Source organism: Rhodococcus wratislaviensis (assembly GCF_041228765.1).
In the GTDB taxonomy this organism is placed as follows: domain Bacteria; phylum Actinomycetota; class Actinomycetes; order Mycobacteriales; family Mycobacteriaceae; genus Rhodococcus_F; species Rhodococcus_F wratislaviensis.
Genome location: NZ_CP150488.1, coordinates 1514129 through 1529096 on the forward strand (window position 1 = coordinate 1514129; position 14968 = coordinate 1529096).

General features: G+C 64.4%; 13 protein-coding genes. 11 read left to right on the forward strand and 2 right to left on the reverse strand.

Going from position 1 to position 14968, the window contains the following annotated elements; all coding sequences use genetic code 11:
• Nucleotides 1–185: 185 nt before the first annotated feature.
• The 4 genes from WKC72_RS06790 to WKC72_RS06805 all read left to right on the forward strand — a co-directional run bounded on the left by WKC72_RS06790 (nt 186) and on the right by WKC72_RS06805 (nt 4816).
• Complete coding sequence (locus tag WKC72_RS06790) at nt 186–1508, forward strand: MFS transporter (protein ID WP_370182116.1); 1323 nt, start codon at nt 186–188, stop codon at nt 1506–1508.
• Between the two features lie 34 nt (nt 1509–1542).
• Nucleotides 1543–2349 (forward strand): class II aldolase/adducin family protein, encoded by an 807-nt coding sequence (locus WKC72_RS06795; protein WP_052033696.1) that lies wholly within the window; start codon nt 1543–1545, stop codon nt 2347–2349.
• A gap of 1 nt (nt 2350) precedes the next feature.
• Nucleotides 2351–3274, forward strand: coding sequence for a 2-hydroxyacid dehydrogenase (locus WKC72_RS06800; RefSeq protein ID WP_370182117.1), 924 nt, complete (start codon nt 2351–2353; stop codon nt 3272–3274).
• 279 nt (nt 3275–3553) lie between these two features.
• On the forward strand, nt 3554–4816 hold the full coding sequence (locus WKC72_RS06805) for a M20 family metallo-hydrolase (RefSeq protein ID WP_037242605.1): 1263 nt from the start codon (nt 3554–3556) through the stop codon (nt 4814–4816).
• A gap of 44 nt (nt 4817–4860) precedes the next feature.
• Here WKC72_RS06805 and WKC72_RS06810 read toward each other — a convergent pair whose 3' ends face one another.
• Nucleotides 4861–6021: a CdaR family transcriptional regulator gene (locus tag WKC72_RS06810; protein ID WP_037242602.1), complete on the reverse strand. Its 1161-nt coding sequence runs from the start codon at nt 6019–6021 to the stop codon at nt 4861–4863.
• A gap of 320 nt (nt 6022–6341) precedes the next feature.
• Between WKC72_RS06810 and WKC72_RS06815 the strand changes: the two genes are divergently transcribed.
• The 7 genes from WKC72_RS06815 (at nt 6342) to WKC72_RS06845 (ending at nt 13835) form a co-directional block, all read left to right on the forward strand.
• Complete coding sequence (locus tag WKC72_RS06815; protein ID WP_370182118.1) at nt 6342–7109, forward strand: nitrilase-related carbon-nitrogen hydrolase; 768 nt, start codon at nt 6342–6344, stop codon at nt 7107–7109.
• A gap of 65 nt (nt 7110–7174) precedes the next feature.
• The gene (locus tag WKC72_RS06820) at nt 7175–8818 is read left to right on the forward strand and encodes a flavin monoamine oxidase family protein (RefSeq protein WP_370184279.1); all 1644 of its coding nucleotides are present in this window, start codon (nt 7175–7177) and stop codon (nt 8816–8818) included.
• 9 nt (nt 8819–8827) lie between these two features.
• A complete protein-coding gene (locus WKC72_RS06825) occupies nt 8828–10279 on the forward strand; it encodes an amino acid permease (RefSeq protein ID WP_370182119.1) in 1452 nt (483 codons plus the stop codon).
• A 413-nt stretch (nt 10280–10692) separates the two neighbouring features.
• The gene (locus tag WKC72_RS06830) at nt 10693–12063 is read left to right on the forward strand and encodes an MFS transporter (protein ID WP_370182120.1); all 1371 of its coding nucleotides are present in this window, start codon (nt 10693–10695) and stop codon (nt 12061–12063) included.
• Nucleotides 12064–12080: 17 nt separating this feature from the next.
• Entirely contained in the window at nt 12081–12458 is a 378-nt protein-coding gene (locus WKC72_RS06835; protein WP_370182121.1) for a RidA family protein, read from the forward strand.
• A complete protein-coding gene (locus WKC72_RS06840; RefSeq protein WP_370182122.1) occupies nt 12455–13129 on the forward strand; it encodes an RraA family protein in 675 nt (224 codons plus the stop codon). Before WKC72_RS06835 ends, WKC72_RS06840 begins: the two co-directional genes overlap by 4 nt.
• A gap of 283 nt (nt 13130–13412) precedes the next feature.
• Nucleotides 13413–13835 (forward strand): helix-turn-helix domain-containing protein, encoded by a 423-nt coding sequence (locus WKC72_RS06845; protein WP_370182123.1) that lies wholly within the window; start codon nt 13413–13415, stop codon nt 13833–13835.
• Nucleotides 13836–13940: 105 nt separating this feature from the next.
• On the opposite strand, the gene WKC72_RS06850 is transcribed toward WKC72_RS06845, so the two are convergent.
• Entirely contained in the window at nt 13941–14828 is an 888-nt protein-coding gene (locus WKC72_RS06850) for a CoA ester lyase (RefSeq protein ID WP_370182124.1), read from the reverse strand.
• Nucleotides 14829–14968 lie beyond the last annotated feature (140 nt).

The following is a 14968-nucleotide window of genomic DNA, read 5'->3' on the forward strand; positions in this document are numbered from 1 at the left end:
TGGGTGAATCGCCTGGGACAGCGCGCCGGCATCGTTGCTCCTTCGCCGTCACATTATGCACATACACAATAATCCTGCCCTTCCTCGAGGCAGATTGCGATTTCCTCCCGCTGCCGGGTGGGGTTTGATTGAACACACGCCAATTGGACGACCTGCCCTTCACCCGCGACATTCGGAGCACCACCATGAGCCCCTCGGCAACCCGACAGGTCGGCCCCACGACCCCGATCCCACGAGACACGTCCCGGCGCGTGGCTTTCGCCGCATTCGTGGGAACGGCGATGGAGTGGTACGACTTCTTTCTGTTCACCACCGCCGCCGCGCTGGTGTTCAACGTGCAGTACTTCGTCTCCGACAACGCGCTGACGGCGACGCTCGCCTCGTTCGGCACGCTGGCGGTCGGATTCGTTGCGCGCCCGGTGGGTGGGCTGCTGTTCGGATGGCTCGGCGACCGCGTCGGTCGCAAGAAGATCTTGATGACCACCATCGTCGGTATCGGGGTCGCCACCGTGCTGATCGGCATGCTGCCCAACTACTACTCGATCGGTGTCATCGCGCCGATCGCACTCATCGTGCTGCGCGTGCTTCAAGGACTCGCCGTCGGAGGTGAGTGGAGCGGTGCCGTCACGATTGCGGCCGAGAACGCCTCACCGGAGGAACGGGCGAAGTATGCGTCCATCCCGCAGCTCGGATCCCCAGTCGGCACGATCCTGTCCTCGGGTGCCTTCTTCCTGACCTCCGCCCTGTTGTCGGAGGACGTCTTCGATTCCTGGGGCTGGCGCATCCCGTTCCTGCTGGCCCTGCCCCTGCTGGGAGTGTCCATCCTGATCCGGCGTCAACTCGAGGAGTCCCCCGAATTCGAGGCCTTGCAGGAGGATGACGCCGTTGCGGAGGCGCCCCTGCGCCAGGTGTTCGTCGGGGCGTGGCGGCAGCTGCTCGTCGGTGCTTCCGTGATGCTCATCGGCGCGGGCGGCTTCTACCTGATCACGACGTTCATCATCAGCTATGGCAAGCGGGTTCTCGGCCTGGAAGCGTCGATGCTCCTTCTGGCGACCGTCATCGCGGCGGTCATCGAGATTCCCGTCATCATCTCCGGCGGACGATGGGGTTCGCGATTCGGTTCGTGCCGCGTCGTGATCGGCGGTGCCGTCGCCACGATGATCCTCGCGTTCCCGATCTTCTGGGCGATCGGCACCGCGCACCCCGTACTCGTCGTGCTCGGGATGAGTGTGGGCGTTGCGGCCGTGTCCTATCCGTACGCCGTCAGCGGTGCCGTACTCACCAGTCTGTTTCCCGCGAAGGTGCGGTACAGCGGCGTGGCCGTCTCGTCGAACATCGCCGGACTGGTCTCCGGATGCGTCCCGCTGATCGCGACCGCCGTGCTGACCGTCACCGGCGACCACCTCTGGCCCGCAGCGATCATTCTCGTGGCCATCGGTGCGATCGCGCTTGTCGGTGGTGTTCTCGCACCACGATGGAGTGTTGTCGAAGACGGCCTCAAGCACTGACATTCACTCTCGACCCACAGAAGGAACAGTCGTCATGAGCACAGCAGAGCAGCAGATTCCCGCGCCCGTCCCGGCCGCGACGCAGGAGCAGAGCGAATGGGACCTGCGCGTCGAGTTGGCAGCCGTATACCGCCTCGTCGCGCACTTCCGGATGACCGATCTCATCTTCAGCCATATTTCACAACGACTTCCGGGCGACGAACCTCGATTCCTGATCAATCCGTACGGACTCTTGTTCGAGGAGATCACCGCGTCGAACCTCGTCGAGGTGGGTCTCGACGGCGAGCTGGTCACCCCGTCGGAGTACCGGGTCAACCCGGCCGGGTTCGTCATTCACAGTGCCATCCACGCCGCCCGGCCCGATGCGCACTGCGTGCTTCACACCCACTCCCGCAACGGTTGTGCGGTGGCAGCTCAGAAGAACGGCCTTCAGCCCGTCAACCAGACGTCGATGGAGTTCTACAACCGGATCGCGTACCACGACTACGAGGGTGTCGCGCTGAACGATGCGGAGAAGGTCCGACTCGTTGCGGACCTCGGTGACAAGAACGCGATGATCCTCCGCAACCACGGCCTCCTGACGGTGGGAGACAGCGCGCGCCGCACTTTCCTGCGGATGTTCTACCTCGAGCGTGCCTGCGAGATGCAGGTCGCCGCACAGTCCACCGGCCAGGAACTGATCGTTCCGTCGCCGGAGGTCTGCGAGCACACCGCTCGACAGCTGAACAACGAAAACCGTGTCGGCGAAACCGATGACCACGACAACAGCGACAACTGGGACCTCGCCTGGACTGCGTTGCTGCGTCTGGTCGATCGCATTGCCCCGGACTACCGGTCCTGAGATGACACCAAACACCAAACGCCGCGCCGTGGTCGTGGACGGGGTCGGTACGCTCATCGCCGATCCCGCACTGCTGCCGGACCTCTGGATGCTCGACGTGTTACCGCACCTACCTCGCGGTGACGACGTCATCGCCATGGCGGTGAATCCGGAGACCGCTCAGGTCGGGCCGGAGGACCTGGATCGGGTCCCGAATCTGCGGCTGCTCGCCGCGACGTCCGCCGGTACCGATCACCTCGACCTCGAGGAGGCACGCCGCCGCGGTATCACCGTCACGAACACTCCGGACTACTGCACCGACGAGGTCGCCGACCACACCACGGCCCTCGTCCTCGGGCTTCTCCGCCAGACGCACCGCCTCGACCGATCGGTTCACCTCGGCGGCTGGACCGTGGGCACCCCCCGCCCCCGTTTCGTACGTGGTGCAACACTGGGGATCTGGGGTTTCGGTGCGATCGGGCGTGCGGTGGCACACCGCGCACATGCGCTCGGCATGCGTGTGCAGATACATTCGCGCCGGCCGATCGGCGACGACTTCCCGGACTACACCCAGGTGAGCTGGAACGAGCTGATCACCACCAGCGACGTTCTGACCGTGCACGTGCCGCTGAGCGACGAGACCCGGGGGCGGCTGGACGCGCAGGCGCTGCGGTCCATGCGGCGGGACAGCTATCTGGTCAACGTGTCTCGCGGCGGAATCGTCGACGAAGGGGCCCTCGATGCCGCGTTGCTCTCCGGTCACCTGTCGGGTGCCGCGGTCGACGTGCTCGCGACCGAACCGCCCGTCGACGGTCACGTACTCTCCTCCACACCGAATCTGGTCATCACACCGCACGCCGCGTGGATCTCCGAGCTGTCCATCCACGCCCCGTTCCGCATGTTCGCCGAGGCGGTGGCCGCGCTTCCGGAGGAACCGGACCGGTAGCCCGCCGGTCGAAGACGTACGTATGCCCACCCACCCGAGCCGGGTGGGTGGGCATACGTGTCACGACTGAGCGAATCCGCCGCACACGGCCCGTTCACCCCGCGAATGCTCTGCCTGTGGGAATGCACAACGATTCTGGGCGAACCGGTTGAGGTTCGTCATCCCGAAATCAGCCCTGGACGTGCTTGTATTGATACATCCGCAGTCGCACACGATGTTGACTCCGCTACCCGGACGCCGGGGCCGGCGGACGCAGATCCACTCCCGGGAGGAATCCACATGACCACCGCCAGCAAGACCGATTTGGACCGTTCCGTGGTCACGGACTTCCAGCAGTTGTCACAGTTCGGTGCGACCCCGGGCGGTGGCGTCGACCGGCAGGCCGCCACCGAAGCCGACGGAGCACAGCGGGCCTGGCTCGCCGAATGGCTGGTCGCCCGAGGATTCCGTGTCGAATACGACCGTGCAGGCAACCAGTTCGGTCTGCTGGAAATCCATCCCGGCGCCCCCTACGTTGTGACGGGCTCGCATCTGGACAGTCAGCCGCTCGGTGGCCGCTACGACGGTGCGTACGGGGTGCTCGCCTCGGCGCACGCCGCTCAGCGCGTCGCACAGCAGTGGCGGGAGGGCAACCTCGCGCCGAAGTACAACCTCGCGGTGGTCAACTGGTTCAACGAGGAAGGCTGCCGGTTCAAGCCGAGCATGATGGGCAGTTCCGTCTACACCGGCAAAATCGATGTGGAACAGGCGTTGTCGACCACCGATCGCGACGGAGTCTCGGTCGCGGAGGCACTGTCCGGTATCGGCTGCCTGGGGTCGGGTACGGGTCCGCAGGCCGCCGCCTACGCCGAGATCCACATCGAGCAGGGCCGAAATCTCGAGAACGACGGAATCACCATCGGCGTGGTCGACTCCACGTGGGCGGCCCAGAAGTACGAACTGGTGGTCCACGGCGATCAGGCCCATACCGGGTCGGCGACGATGCCCGATAGGCAGGACGCGCTCCTCGGGGCCTCCCTGCTGGTGGTCGCGGCGCGTGAGCTGGCCGAGGATTTCGCGACCGCGCCACTGCACACCTCCGTCAGCCAGATGACCATCGAGCCCAATTCCCCGGTCGTCATCGCCCGGGAAGTGCGGATGCATCTCGACCTGCGATCGCCCATCGAATCGGTCGTCGATCTCGCCAACGAGCGGCTGATGGCCCGGTTCGCCGAGATCGAAGCCCGCGCTCAGGTGCGCATCGAGAAGGCCACCGCGCATTCCTGGGGAGTGGCGGGCTATCAACCCGAGGGTGTGAAGCTCTCGATGGCCGCCGCGGAGGACCTGGGGCTGACGTATCGGCAGATCATGACGGTCGCCGGACACGATTCGGTGAACATGAAGGATGTCGTGCCGACGGTGATGCTGTTCGTGCCGAGCGTCGACGGAATCTCGCACAACGAGCACGAATTCACGACCGACGACGATGTGTGCGCCGGTGTGGACCTGTTGACCGAGGTGGTCGCCCGTCTCGCGGTCGGAGAACTCGACCGGACCTCGTAGTCGGAATCCGAATCAACCGCGCCGGCACAGCCGGCGCGGTTGATTCAGTTCTGCTGCGACGCAAGCGCGACCATGGCGAGCGCCGCATCGGCCGGTTTCGTGATGTCGAGCCCGGTCAGCTCCTCGATTCTGTGAAGCCGGTTCAGTACGGTATTCCGATGGCAGTAGATGGTCGCGGCCGTTCCCAGCAGGCTGCCGGTGTGCAGATACGCCACCATCGTCTCCAGGAGCCGCTCGTTCTCCCGCTCGGTTGCCTCGCGTAGGGGAACCAGAACGTATTGACCGAGATCGCAGCCGATCTCGGCGAGATACTTCTTCGCCAGCATCGGCCACGAGGCCTTCAGATCGGTCACGCGTTCCTCGTCCGGGCGGAGCTGATCGACCATTCTGCTCGCGGCGAGCGCTGCCAGGGGAATGTCGGCGATCGCCCGGGCGATCGGCGCCACCGCGGCTCGAACCCGGTCGAGTAGCGCCAGTTCGCGGGGCGTCACCACCATGGGTGAGGTGGCGGGAATCTGCCAGAATGCGATGAGGTGGCGCCCCTGCTCGTGCGTGAAGACCCGTTCGGAGAAATGTGCCTTGTCGATGTTGTGCCGCAGCGTCACCGCCGACTCGCTGGGTACTGCCACGACGCGATAGAACGACGACACCGAGACGCCGAGAGCCCGGGCGATCTGCACATGGTTGACCTCGAACTGGCCGACAGCGTCGAACAGAAGACTGATCTGCTGGCGCTGGAGGTCTTGCCGTTCGCGGATCAGCTGGTCCTGTTCCGCCAGGTACGCGGCCTGAGCGAAGCGGGCGAAGGTGTCGACGACGTTCCACACCTCCTCGGCGTGCGCGGCGAGCACGTGCGCTTCACTCCGGCCGGCCGTCGACAGCAGTCCCGACCACAGAATCGGGAAGTCGAGTCGGATGGCCGTGAGCATCGACTCCAGAGGGATGCCGTCGCGTGCTCTGCGCCTGCCGAGGCGGGAGGCCAGGCGCTCGACCACTCCGACCTGTGTGGGGTCGACGAGAGCACGAAGCATCAGCGCGAACACGTCACTGCTGGTGGCGCGGAGTTCGGCCTCACGGAGCCCGGCATCGCGGTACTCGCCGGCATCGAGCAGCCGCTTCATGAACTGTTCGACCAACGCGCCCAGGTTCTCACTCTGCCGTGACACCAGAGTGTGCCACCGCTGAGTGTCTTGTCGGTTGGTCATCGCCACCGTTCTCCGTTCCTACTGTACTAACGCACAAATGCGCTGCCGGACCGAACGCGAGCCCCCGGGCACCGGTTCTGAGACGTGGTCGGCCCGTGTTGCGGCGAAGTCGTGAAGAGGCAAGTGCCCGGGGTGACAATCGTGGACCATCCGAACCCATTGTGTACAGCGGATCGGGCGAGCACCAGGAAAGTTCCCGAATCGATGTGCTTTCGCCCATTTCTGCCCCGCGTTTTCGTTGACCGCTGTCATTGGATGTGGCGCAGTTCACCAGCAGACTTGAATTCGCCAAGTTCCCACGACAATTCCGGAGTCTCCCAGTGCGCATTGCCGTCCTCCAAGCAACGTCCGCGGTTGGGCACATCGACGCGAATCTCGACATCCTCACCGCCGCGGCCGGGGATGCGGCCGACGGGGGCGCCGACATCCTCGTCACCCCGGAACTGTTTCCCACGGGATACGCGCCGGCCAGGATTCACCACCTCGACGGTGCGCCTGTGCGGCAGGCGGTCTCGCAACTGGCCGAGCGTAGTGGCATCGCCGTCGTCGCCTCTACCGTCGAACAGGCCGATTCCGGACGGTTCATCACCGCCACCCTGTTCGGGAGTGACGGCACACAGGTGCTCCACTACCGTAAGTCACACCTCTTCGGCACGGAGGAGCAGTTCTTCACCGCGGGCACGGAACTGTCGCGCATCGTTCGTTTCGGTGATCTCACAGTCGCACTGGGGATCTGCTACGACGTCGAGTTCCCGGAGTACGTGCGCGCCCTCGCCGTCGGAGGGGCCGACCTGGTGCTCGTACCCACGGCGGTACCCACCCGAGTCTCTTCGACATTCGACGCCGCCGCCGTGCCAGGCCTGCTCGTGCCGGCGCGCGCACTCGAGAACACGGTGGCGATCGCGTACGCCAATCAGTGCGGCGCCGGGTTCGCCGGCCGCAGTTGCATCGTCGCGCCGGACGGGTTCATCGCGGCGCAGACCGAGGGTGGGGCGAAACTCATCTTCGCCGACATCACGAGCGAAACGATTCGCGGCGCCAGAGTGGACAATCCGTACCTGCGCTCGCGCCGACTCGACTTGTACTGACGAGAAACATCTTCCGAACCGAACCACCCTGAAGGAGTAGTGTGTCTTCCTCTGCCCCGATCACGATGCTGATCCCCGATTTCCCGTTTCCCTACGACGAGTACGTTCGTCACCCCGCCGGAATCGGCTCCGTGCCGAGCGAGGCATACGGTCGCAAGGTCGCCGTCGTCGGCGCCGGCATGGCCGGGCTCATCGCGGCGTACGAGCTCATGAAGATGGGCCTCCATCCGGTGATCTACGAGTCCGCGGAGATCGGCGGACGGATGCGAGGCAAGAGATTCGGGACCGACGGGGGACCGGTCGCCGATCTCGGCGGGATGCGGTTCCCGGTGTCGGGGCAGACGTTCTTCCACTACGTCGATCTGCTCGGGTTGAACACCGCACCGTTCCCCAACCCGTTGACCGACGCGAGTTCGAGCACGGTCGTCGAGTTGGGCGGCACGGCGCACTACGCCCACACCCCGGACGAGCTGCCCGAGTTCTTCCACGACGTCTCCGCGGCATGGAGTGACTGCCTCGAGGAGCGAGCCGCGTTCACGGAGATGCAGACCGCAATCCGAGACCGCGACCTGAAGAAGATCAAACGCATCTGGAACGAGCTGGTGCCCGCCTTCGACGGCATGTCCTTCTACGGATACCTGGAATCGTCGAAAGCGTTCTCCGCGCTCCCTTTCGAGTATCGAGAGGCGTTCGGTCAGGTCGGGTTCGGCACCGGCGGATGGGATACCAACTTCCCGGACTCGATGCTCGAGGTCATGCGCGTCGTCTACGTCGACGCGGACGCGAACCAGCAGCGCATCCTGGGCGGCGCCGACCAGGTACCACACGGACTGTGGAATCACGCTCCCGCAGACCTCGTCCACTGGCCGGTCGGAACGACTCTCGCCTCCCTCCACAGCGGCTCGCCCCGGTCCGGGGTACAGCGGATCAGGCGCGACCACACGCCCAGCGGTCCCGGCCGGATCGCGATCACGGATCGGTGGGGCAACGAAGAGTCGTACGACGCGGCCGTCGTCACCTGTCAGTCGTGGCTGCTGTCGGCCCACATCGAGTGCAGTGAAGAGCTGTTCAGCCAGAAGCTGTGGATGGCAATCGAACGTAGCCATTACATGCAGGCCTCGAAGACGTTCGTGATGGTGGATCGCCCGTTCTGGAAGGACGTCGATCCCGAGACGGGTCGCGACGTCATGAGCACGACTCTGACCGACCGCATCACCCGCGGCACCTATCTGCTCGACGACGGACCGGACAAGCCGGCATTGATCTGCCTGTCGTACACCTGGAACGACGACTCCCTCAAGTGGATGCCGCTCGACGCCGACGAGCGCGTGAAGATGATGCTCCACTCACTCGCCCAGATCTACCCCGGTGTCGACATCGCCTCGCACATCATCGGCGAACCGGTCACCGTCTCGTGGGAGGCGGATCCCCATTTCATGGGCGCCTTCAGCGACAACCTGCCCGGGCACTACCGCTACCAGGAGCGGTTGTTCACACACTTCGAACAGTCGGACTTCGAGCCCGGGCACAGGGGAATCTACCTCGCCGGTGACGACATTTCCTTCACCGGTGGATGGGCGGAAGGCGCCGTCACCACCGGCCTCAACGCGGTGTGGGGGGTCATGAATCAGTTCGGAGGCACCACGCCGCCGTCGAATCCCGGCCCCGGCGACCTTTTCGACTCGATCAAACCTGTTCGACTGGACTAGGAGAGCACTGTGAGTACGAGCCATTCACCCGAATCGCCCGCGGTACACATTCCGTCGGACTCCTCGGCACGCCTGTCCCACGAGGGCGACGACGACTACAAGAAGGATCTCAAAACCAGGCAGATCCGGATGATCGCGATCGGCGGCGCGATCGGAACGGGTCTGTTTCTGGGCGCCGGCGGCCGCCTCGCCTCAGCCGGGCCCGCCCTGGTAATCGTGTACGCGGTCACCGGTTTCTTCGCCTTTCTGATGCTGCGTGCGATGGGTGAGCTGGTACTTCATCGCCCGACGTCCGGATCCTTCGTGTCGTATGCCCGGGAGTTCTACGGCGAGAAGATGGCCTTCGTCGCCGGGTGGATGTACTGGATGCTGTGGGCGATCACCTCGATCGTCGACGTCACCGCCGCCGCGATCTACGTCCACTACTGGCATTTCTTCACGTCGGTTCCGCAGTGGGTGCTCGCGTTGGGTGCGTTGGCGATCGTCCTGTTCGTCAACCTGTTGTCCGTCAAGGTCTTCGGGGAGCTCGAGTTCTGGTTCGCGATCATCAAGGTCGTTGCACTCGTCTCGTTCCTGGTGATCGGCGGGATCGTCGTCGCACTCCGCTTCCCCGTCGACGGTCACCAGACCGGTTTCACGCTCATCTCGGACAACGGTGGATGGCTCCCGAACGGCATGCTTCCCCTGGTCATCGTGATCGTCGGTGTCACGTTCGCCTACTCCGGCATCGAACTGGTCGGCATCGCGGCGGGAGAGACTCCGAACCCCGCGAAGATCATGCCCCGTGCGATCAACAGCGTGATCGTCCGGATCATGGTGTTCTATGTCGGCGCCGTGCTGCTTCTCGTCCTGTTGCTGCCGTACACCGACTACAGCCCGACACAGAGCCCGTTCGTCACGTTCTTCACCCAGCTGGGCATACCCGGCGCCGGCAACGTCATGAACTTCGTGGTGCTGACCGCGGCGCTGTCCAGTCTGAATGCCGGTCTGTACTCGACGGGCAGAGTCCTGCGGTCGATGGCGATGAGCGGGACGGCACCACGGTTCACCGCCCGCATGAGCAGCTCCGGCGTCCCCTACGGTGGAATTCTCCTCACCGCGACGGTGACGCTGATCGGGGTGGGCCTGAACTACGTCGTCCCCGACCACGCATTCGAGATCGCAATCAACGTGTCCTCGCTCGGCACACTGACGACGTGGGCGGTGATCGTGCTGTGCCAGATGAAGCTGCACCGTTGGGCGACTCGGGGAGTGGCGGAACGCCCGGCGTTCAGAATGCCGTTCGCCCCCTACTCGTCGTACGCGACGCTGGTGTTCGTGGCGGCGGTCCTGGTTCTCATGGCGCTCGACTATCCGGTCGGAACGTACACGGTCGCGTCGGTTGTCGTCGTGATCCCGGCACTGATCGCCGGCTGGTTCGCTGTCCGGCACCAAGTGCGGGTGCTCGCGGGTCGGCAGTAGACGCACCGGTGTTCGATGCTCCGACCCGTGCCCACCGGTGCCCCAACTCCGCACGCGCACCTCGCGGCAACCGGGGCATCGGCGCTTCGGTTCGAGTCCCGGCTGTGCGTGCGGACAGATGTTTCCAGTAGATGTCACGATCGTCACATCGCTTCACACCTGGGAACGCCAGGGCGCGAGGCGGCCAGTCGTTCTCTGCGAGAACGGCTCCCGGATCACGGTATTGCGGCAACGCAGGCTCAATTTGCTGCGGCCGCACCGAGCTTGACCGGGAGGTGGGAATCTGCCCACCGGAAAGGGGTAAACAGTGTGTGTTTCCCTATTGAACGTGTCTCCTGTCACAGCGGATAGTTGATGTCATCGGGAGTGGTCAGCTACCCGTCACTCTTTCCCAGCCGTTCTTTGGAGAACCCATGGCTCAATCTGCAGTCGGCGGCCAGGCGTCGCACGATATCAAGAGCAAGATGCGTAAAATCGCCACGGCCAGTGTTATCGGCACAACCGTCGAGTGGTACGACCTCTTCGTCTTCGCCACGGCCTCGGCCCTGGTCTTCAACAAGATCTTCTTCCCGAGCTTCGACGCGCTCGTCGGAACCATGTTGGCCTTCGGCACGTTTGCCGCAGCGTATGTCGCCCGGATCGTCGGTGCCGCGCTGTTCGGCCACTTCGGCGACAAGTTGGGCCGTAAGTCCATGTTGCTGATCTCCCTGATCACCATGGGCGCGGCAACCTTCGCGATCGGACTGCTACCCACCTATTCGGCGATCGGCATCATGGCCCCGATCCTGCTGTTGACTCTTCGCGTCATTCAGGGCCTCGCGCTCGGCGGCGAATGGGGCGGCGCGGTTCTGATGGTGGTCGAACACTCGCCCAAGACGAAACGTGGATTCTACGGCTCATTGGTCCAGGTCGGCGTTCCCGGCGGAACATTGATCGCCAACCTGGTCTTCCTGATCATTGCCGCAAACACGCCGGAGGAGTTTCTTCTCACCTGGGGTTGGCGTATTCCGTTCCTGGCGAGCGCTCTACTGGTGGCCGTCGGCCTCTACATCCGCTTGACTCTGGAAGAGACACCGTCGTTCCAAGCGGTCAAGGAAGCCGGCGCGAAAGCCAAGATTCCCTTCGTGGTTCTCATGCGCAAGTACTGGAAGCAGGTTCTGCTGGGCGGTATTGCCACGTTGTCCACCGGCACCGCGTTCAACATCATGGTGGCCTTCGGACTCACCTACGGCAAGCAGCAGCTCGGCTTCTCCAGCGACACCATGCTGCTGGCCGTCCTGATTGCGTGTGCTACAGGGCTGTTCATGATTCCGGCGTTCGGCGCACTGTCCGACCGCATCGGGCGCAAACCCGTGATCATCGGCGGCATAGTCGCCGAGGCCGTCGTCGCCTTCCCCATGTTCTGGATGATGGATACCAAGTCCGTCCCGATGGTGATCCTCGCCTATATCATGATGATGACCGCCTTCTCGGCCAACTACGGCCCCATCGCCACATTCTTGGCCGAGCTGTTCGGGCCCCGGGTCCGGTACTCGGGTCTGTCCATCGCGTACATGCTGTCCGGACTACTGGGGAGTGCCGCAACCCCCGCCATCACGACGGCGCTGCTGAGCGCCACTGGCTCGGGATCCTCCGTGGCCTGGTACATGATCGGATCCGCGGCAGTCTCCATCGTTGCTCTGCTGCTGTTGACGGAAACGCTGCGAAACAGCCTCGACTCGGCCGACGAAGCGCCGGCAGAGAACTCTCTCCCGGAGGCGGATCCTGAGCGGGTCCGGGTCTGATGCGCCGCATAGGCGTAGTGTCCGGCGACGTGCGTCCGGTCGGACCGTTCTCTCACGCAGTGGTGGCCAACGGGTTCGTCTTCACCTCGGGTCAGCTCCCCGCCATCTCGGACCTCAGCGATCAGCCGGCCGCCTTCGACGACAAGGTTCGTCAGACTCTGGCCAATCTGGAAGCGACACTGCGTGAGGCCGGATCTTCCCTGCAGAACGTGGTCAAGGTGAACACCTACCTCACCGATCCTGGGCAGTTGGAGCAGTACAACGCGGTCTATTCAGAGTTCTTCGGGAGCGACCTGCCCGCCCGAACCACCGTGTGCGTCAATATTTTCGGCATCGCCTTGGAGATCGAATGCGTCGCCGTCCTCGCTGAACACTCGATCCCGGAAGGCGCATGATGTCTCTACCTCGAACGTCCACTTCGCCGCAGGTGCCGCCCGTCGAGGCGGCGCTGCTGGCCAATCTCCGCCGGGTCAGCTTTCCGACCATCGGCCACTACCTCGAAGACGGGTTCGTCGATCCGGCCATCCGCTCTCTTCTCGCCAATGTGCGTGTGGTGGGACGCGCAATGACTGCGCGCATTGCGGATGCGGATGCGGTGGCGATGAATCACGCATTGAGTGCCCTGACGCCGGGCGATGTGCTGGTCGTCGACATGGGGGGCGACGCGGTTCACGCCTCGGTCGGAGCGGTCACCTCCTGCGCGGCACTGTCGGCCGGCGCGGTGGGAATCGTCGTCGACGGAGTGGTAACCGACATCGTCGAACTGCGACAGGGCGGTCTGCCGGTGTTTGCTCGCGGCACCTCGATTCTCACCACCAAGAGGCATGACGGCGGCAACAGCGCGATCAACGTGCCGGTCATGGTCGGCGGTGTTTCCGTCAATCCTGGTGACATCGTCCTCGCCGACGACAACGGTGTCCTGGTCCTGACCCCGGACGGTGCGGCGGATGTCGTCGACCTGGCCCTCGCGTCCGACGCTGCCGAACCGGAAACCCTTGACCGTCTCCGGGCCGGCGAGCCCCTCGCCGACGTGCTCCATATGGGCGGCAAGGCACGTAGATCGTGAAGGAACCACCGCGGTGAACCCGGGATGGATGCCGATCACGATCAGCGGTATCGATGGTTCGGTTCGCGTTCTCGGTGTTCATGCCGGTGGTCTTTCGACAGCCGACCTCGTGTTCGTGAGAACCGTCCTCACCCACGAACTCGAGAGTTCCGGTCGGCCACTTTTCCTTTACGAGAATGCCTCCCGGATTACCGTGATACTCAGCGGAGACACCGACGTCGACAGGTGTAGAGAGTTGCTCGCAGACCTGCCCCCTCCGATTCGCTCACGGTTGCGTGTCGGGTTGAGCACAACGCAGCCTGCCGCTGAGGTGGCGAATGCCTCGCGGCAGGCACACGTTGCTGCGGCCGCCGCGTCGGACGGAGCTGCCGTACTGGATTTCGGGGAGATCGCGGGCGGCGAGCTCTTGGTGTCGACGCCGTGTCGTGAGGTACTACGAGTGGTGGGCGAGTCGACACTCGGGCGTGTGGACGACTACGACCGCGTCAACCGTACCGCCCTGCTGCCGACCCTTCGGGCGCTCCTCGAAGCGAATGGTCACAACGAATCCGCCGCCGCGGTCCTGGGTATTCATCGCCATACTCTGCGCACCCGAGTGGCTCGAATCGAGCGCATTCTCGAGTGCTCATTGACCTCGGCGTACGTGCGCGCCGAGTTGCTGCTCGCCCTCATCGTGTGCGAATACCCGAGTCGGCCCGCTCCGTGACGCTCCGCTGACGGGCCGACTGTTCCGTCGGCCCGTCAGCGAGATCGGCCACTCACAGCGTTCTTCCCCTGTGCGCTGATGATGTCCGGCGAAGCACGCAGTGGTTCAGTGCAGCTCGGATGCGAGGGCATCCAGTCCGAATATCCGCGCTCGGTCGAGAACTCGACGGGCCCTGGCGAGCCGAGGCAGATCGCTTCCCTTTCGTGCGTTCGCTCCATCGGGTCCGAGCAGAGTGATCAATTCCTTCGCCTCCTCGATCTCCCGGCCGGTCGGACTGAGGGCCGTGTTGATCGTGGTGGCATGTGACGCGTGTAAGCACATGCGGCCGGTCATACCCAGACCGGCCGCGTACTCGGTTTCGTCGACGGCGAGGATCTGATCATCGGGCACCGTCGGCCCGTCGATCGGAGCGGGCAGGCCCGCCGCGCGGCTCACCACGACCAGCCGAGAACGCGCGTACGTCAAAGCGTTACGGTCGGTGCCGGCTCCGACGTCCATGCGGAAGTCTCCGCTTCCGAAGGCCAGCCGACCCACCCGCGGGTGTGCGGCGATCGTTCCTGCAGCTTCGAGACCCGCGGCGGACTCGATGAAGGCAATGACCGGTGTGGTGGCACGAAGCCCTTCGGCAACCTTGTCGACATCGTTCGCCGAGTCGGTCTTGGCCAGCATGACGCCGAGAAGACCTGGTGAATCACGGAGCGCCGCTACGTCGTCCTTCCAGAACTCGGTCGTGACGTCGTTGATACGGACCCACGCGCGTCGATGGTGAAGCGCGTTCACGACCTCGGTGCGTGCGGCGAGCTTCTTGCCGGGAGGTACGGCGTCTTCCAGGTCGAGGATATCGACGTCGGAGCCGGATCCCAGCGACTGCGGCAGGTCGGATGCTCCGGAGATCAGGAACCAGGATCGTGCCACGGTGTACGGCAATTCCTGGCTTCGCCCACCACTCGCCGACTCGTCCGTCCAGGTATCGATGGTGTTACTCGATTTCACTTTGTCCCACTTCCATTGTTCGTCGGATGTCCTCCGGGGCCCCGGGATCGCGTCTCGGAGGGTCCGCAGTATCCACGTTCACCACAGGCAACCGTCGTGATCGGCTCCTGGATTCGTGGGAATGCAGAGCGGCCGGCGGA

What these genes read in the sequence shown, in the direction of transcription:
- WKC72_RS06795 (WP_052033696.1), top strand. Translation starts at nt 1,543, where the DNA reads ATGAGCACAGCAGAGCAGCAGATTCCCGCGCCCGTCCCGGCCGCGACG.
- WKC72_RS06805 (WP_037242605.1), top strand. Translation starts at nt 3,554, where the DNA reads ATGACCACCGCCAGCAAGACCGATTTGGACCGTTCCGTGGTCACGGAC.
- WKC72_RS06810 (WP_037242602.1), bottom strand. Translation starts at nt 6,021, where the DNA reads ATGACCAACCGACAAGACACTCAGCGGTGGCACACTCTGGTGTCACGG.
- WKC72_RS06830 (WP_370182120.1), top strand. Translation starts at nt 10,693, where the DNA reads ATGGCTCAATCTGCAGTCGGCGGCCAGGCGTCGCACGATATCAAGAGC.
- WKC72_RS06820 (WP_370184279.1), top strand. Translation starts at nt 7,175, where the DNA reads ATGCTGATCCCCGATTTCCCGTTTCCCTACGACGAGTACGTTCGTCAC.
- WKC72_RS06840 (WP_370182122.1), top strand. Translation starts at nt 12,455, where the DNA reads ATGATGTCTCTACCTCGAACGTCCACTTCGCCGCAGGTGCCGCCCGTC.
- WKC72_RS06800 (WP_370182117.1), top strand. Translation starts at nt 2,351, where the DNA reads ATGACACCAAACACCAAACGCCGCGCCGTGGTCGTGGACGGGGTCGGT.
- WKC72_RS06790 (WP_370182116.1), top strand. Translation starts at nt 186, where the DNA reads ATGAGCCCCTCGGCAACCCGACAGGTCGGCCCCACGACCCCGATCCCA.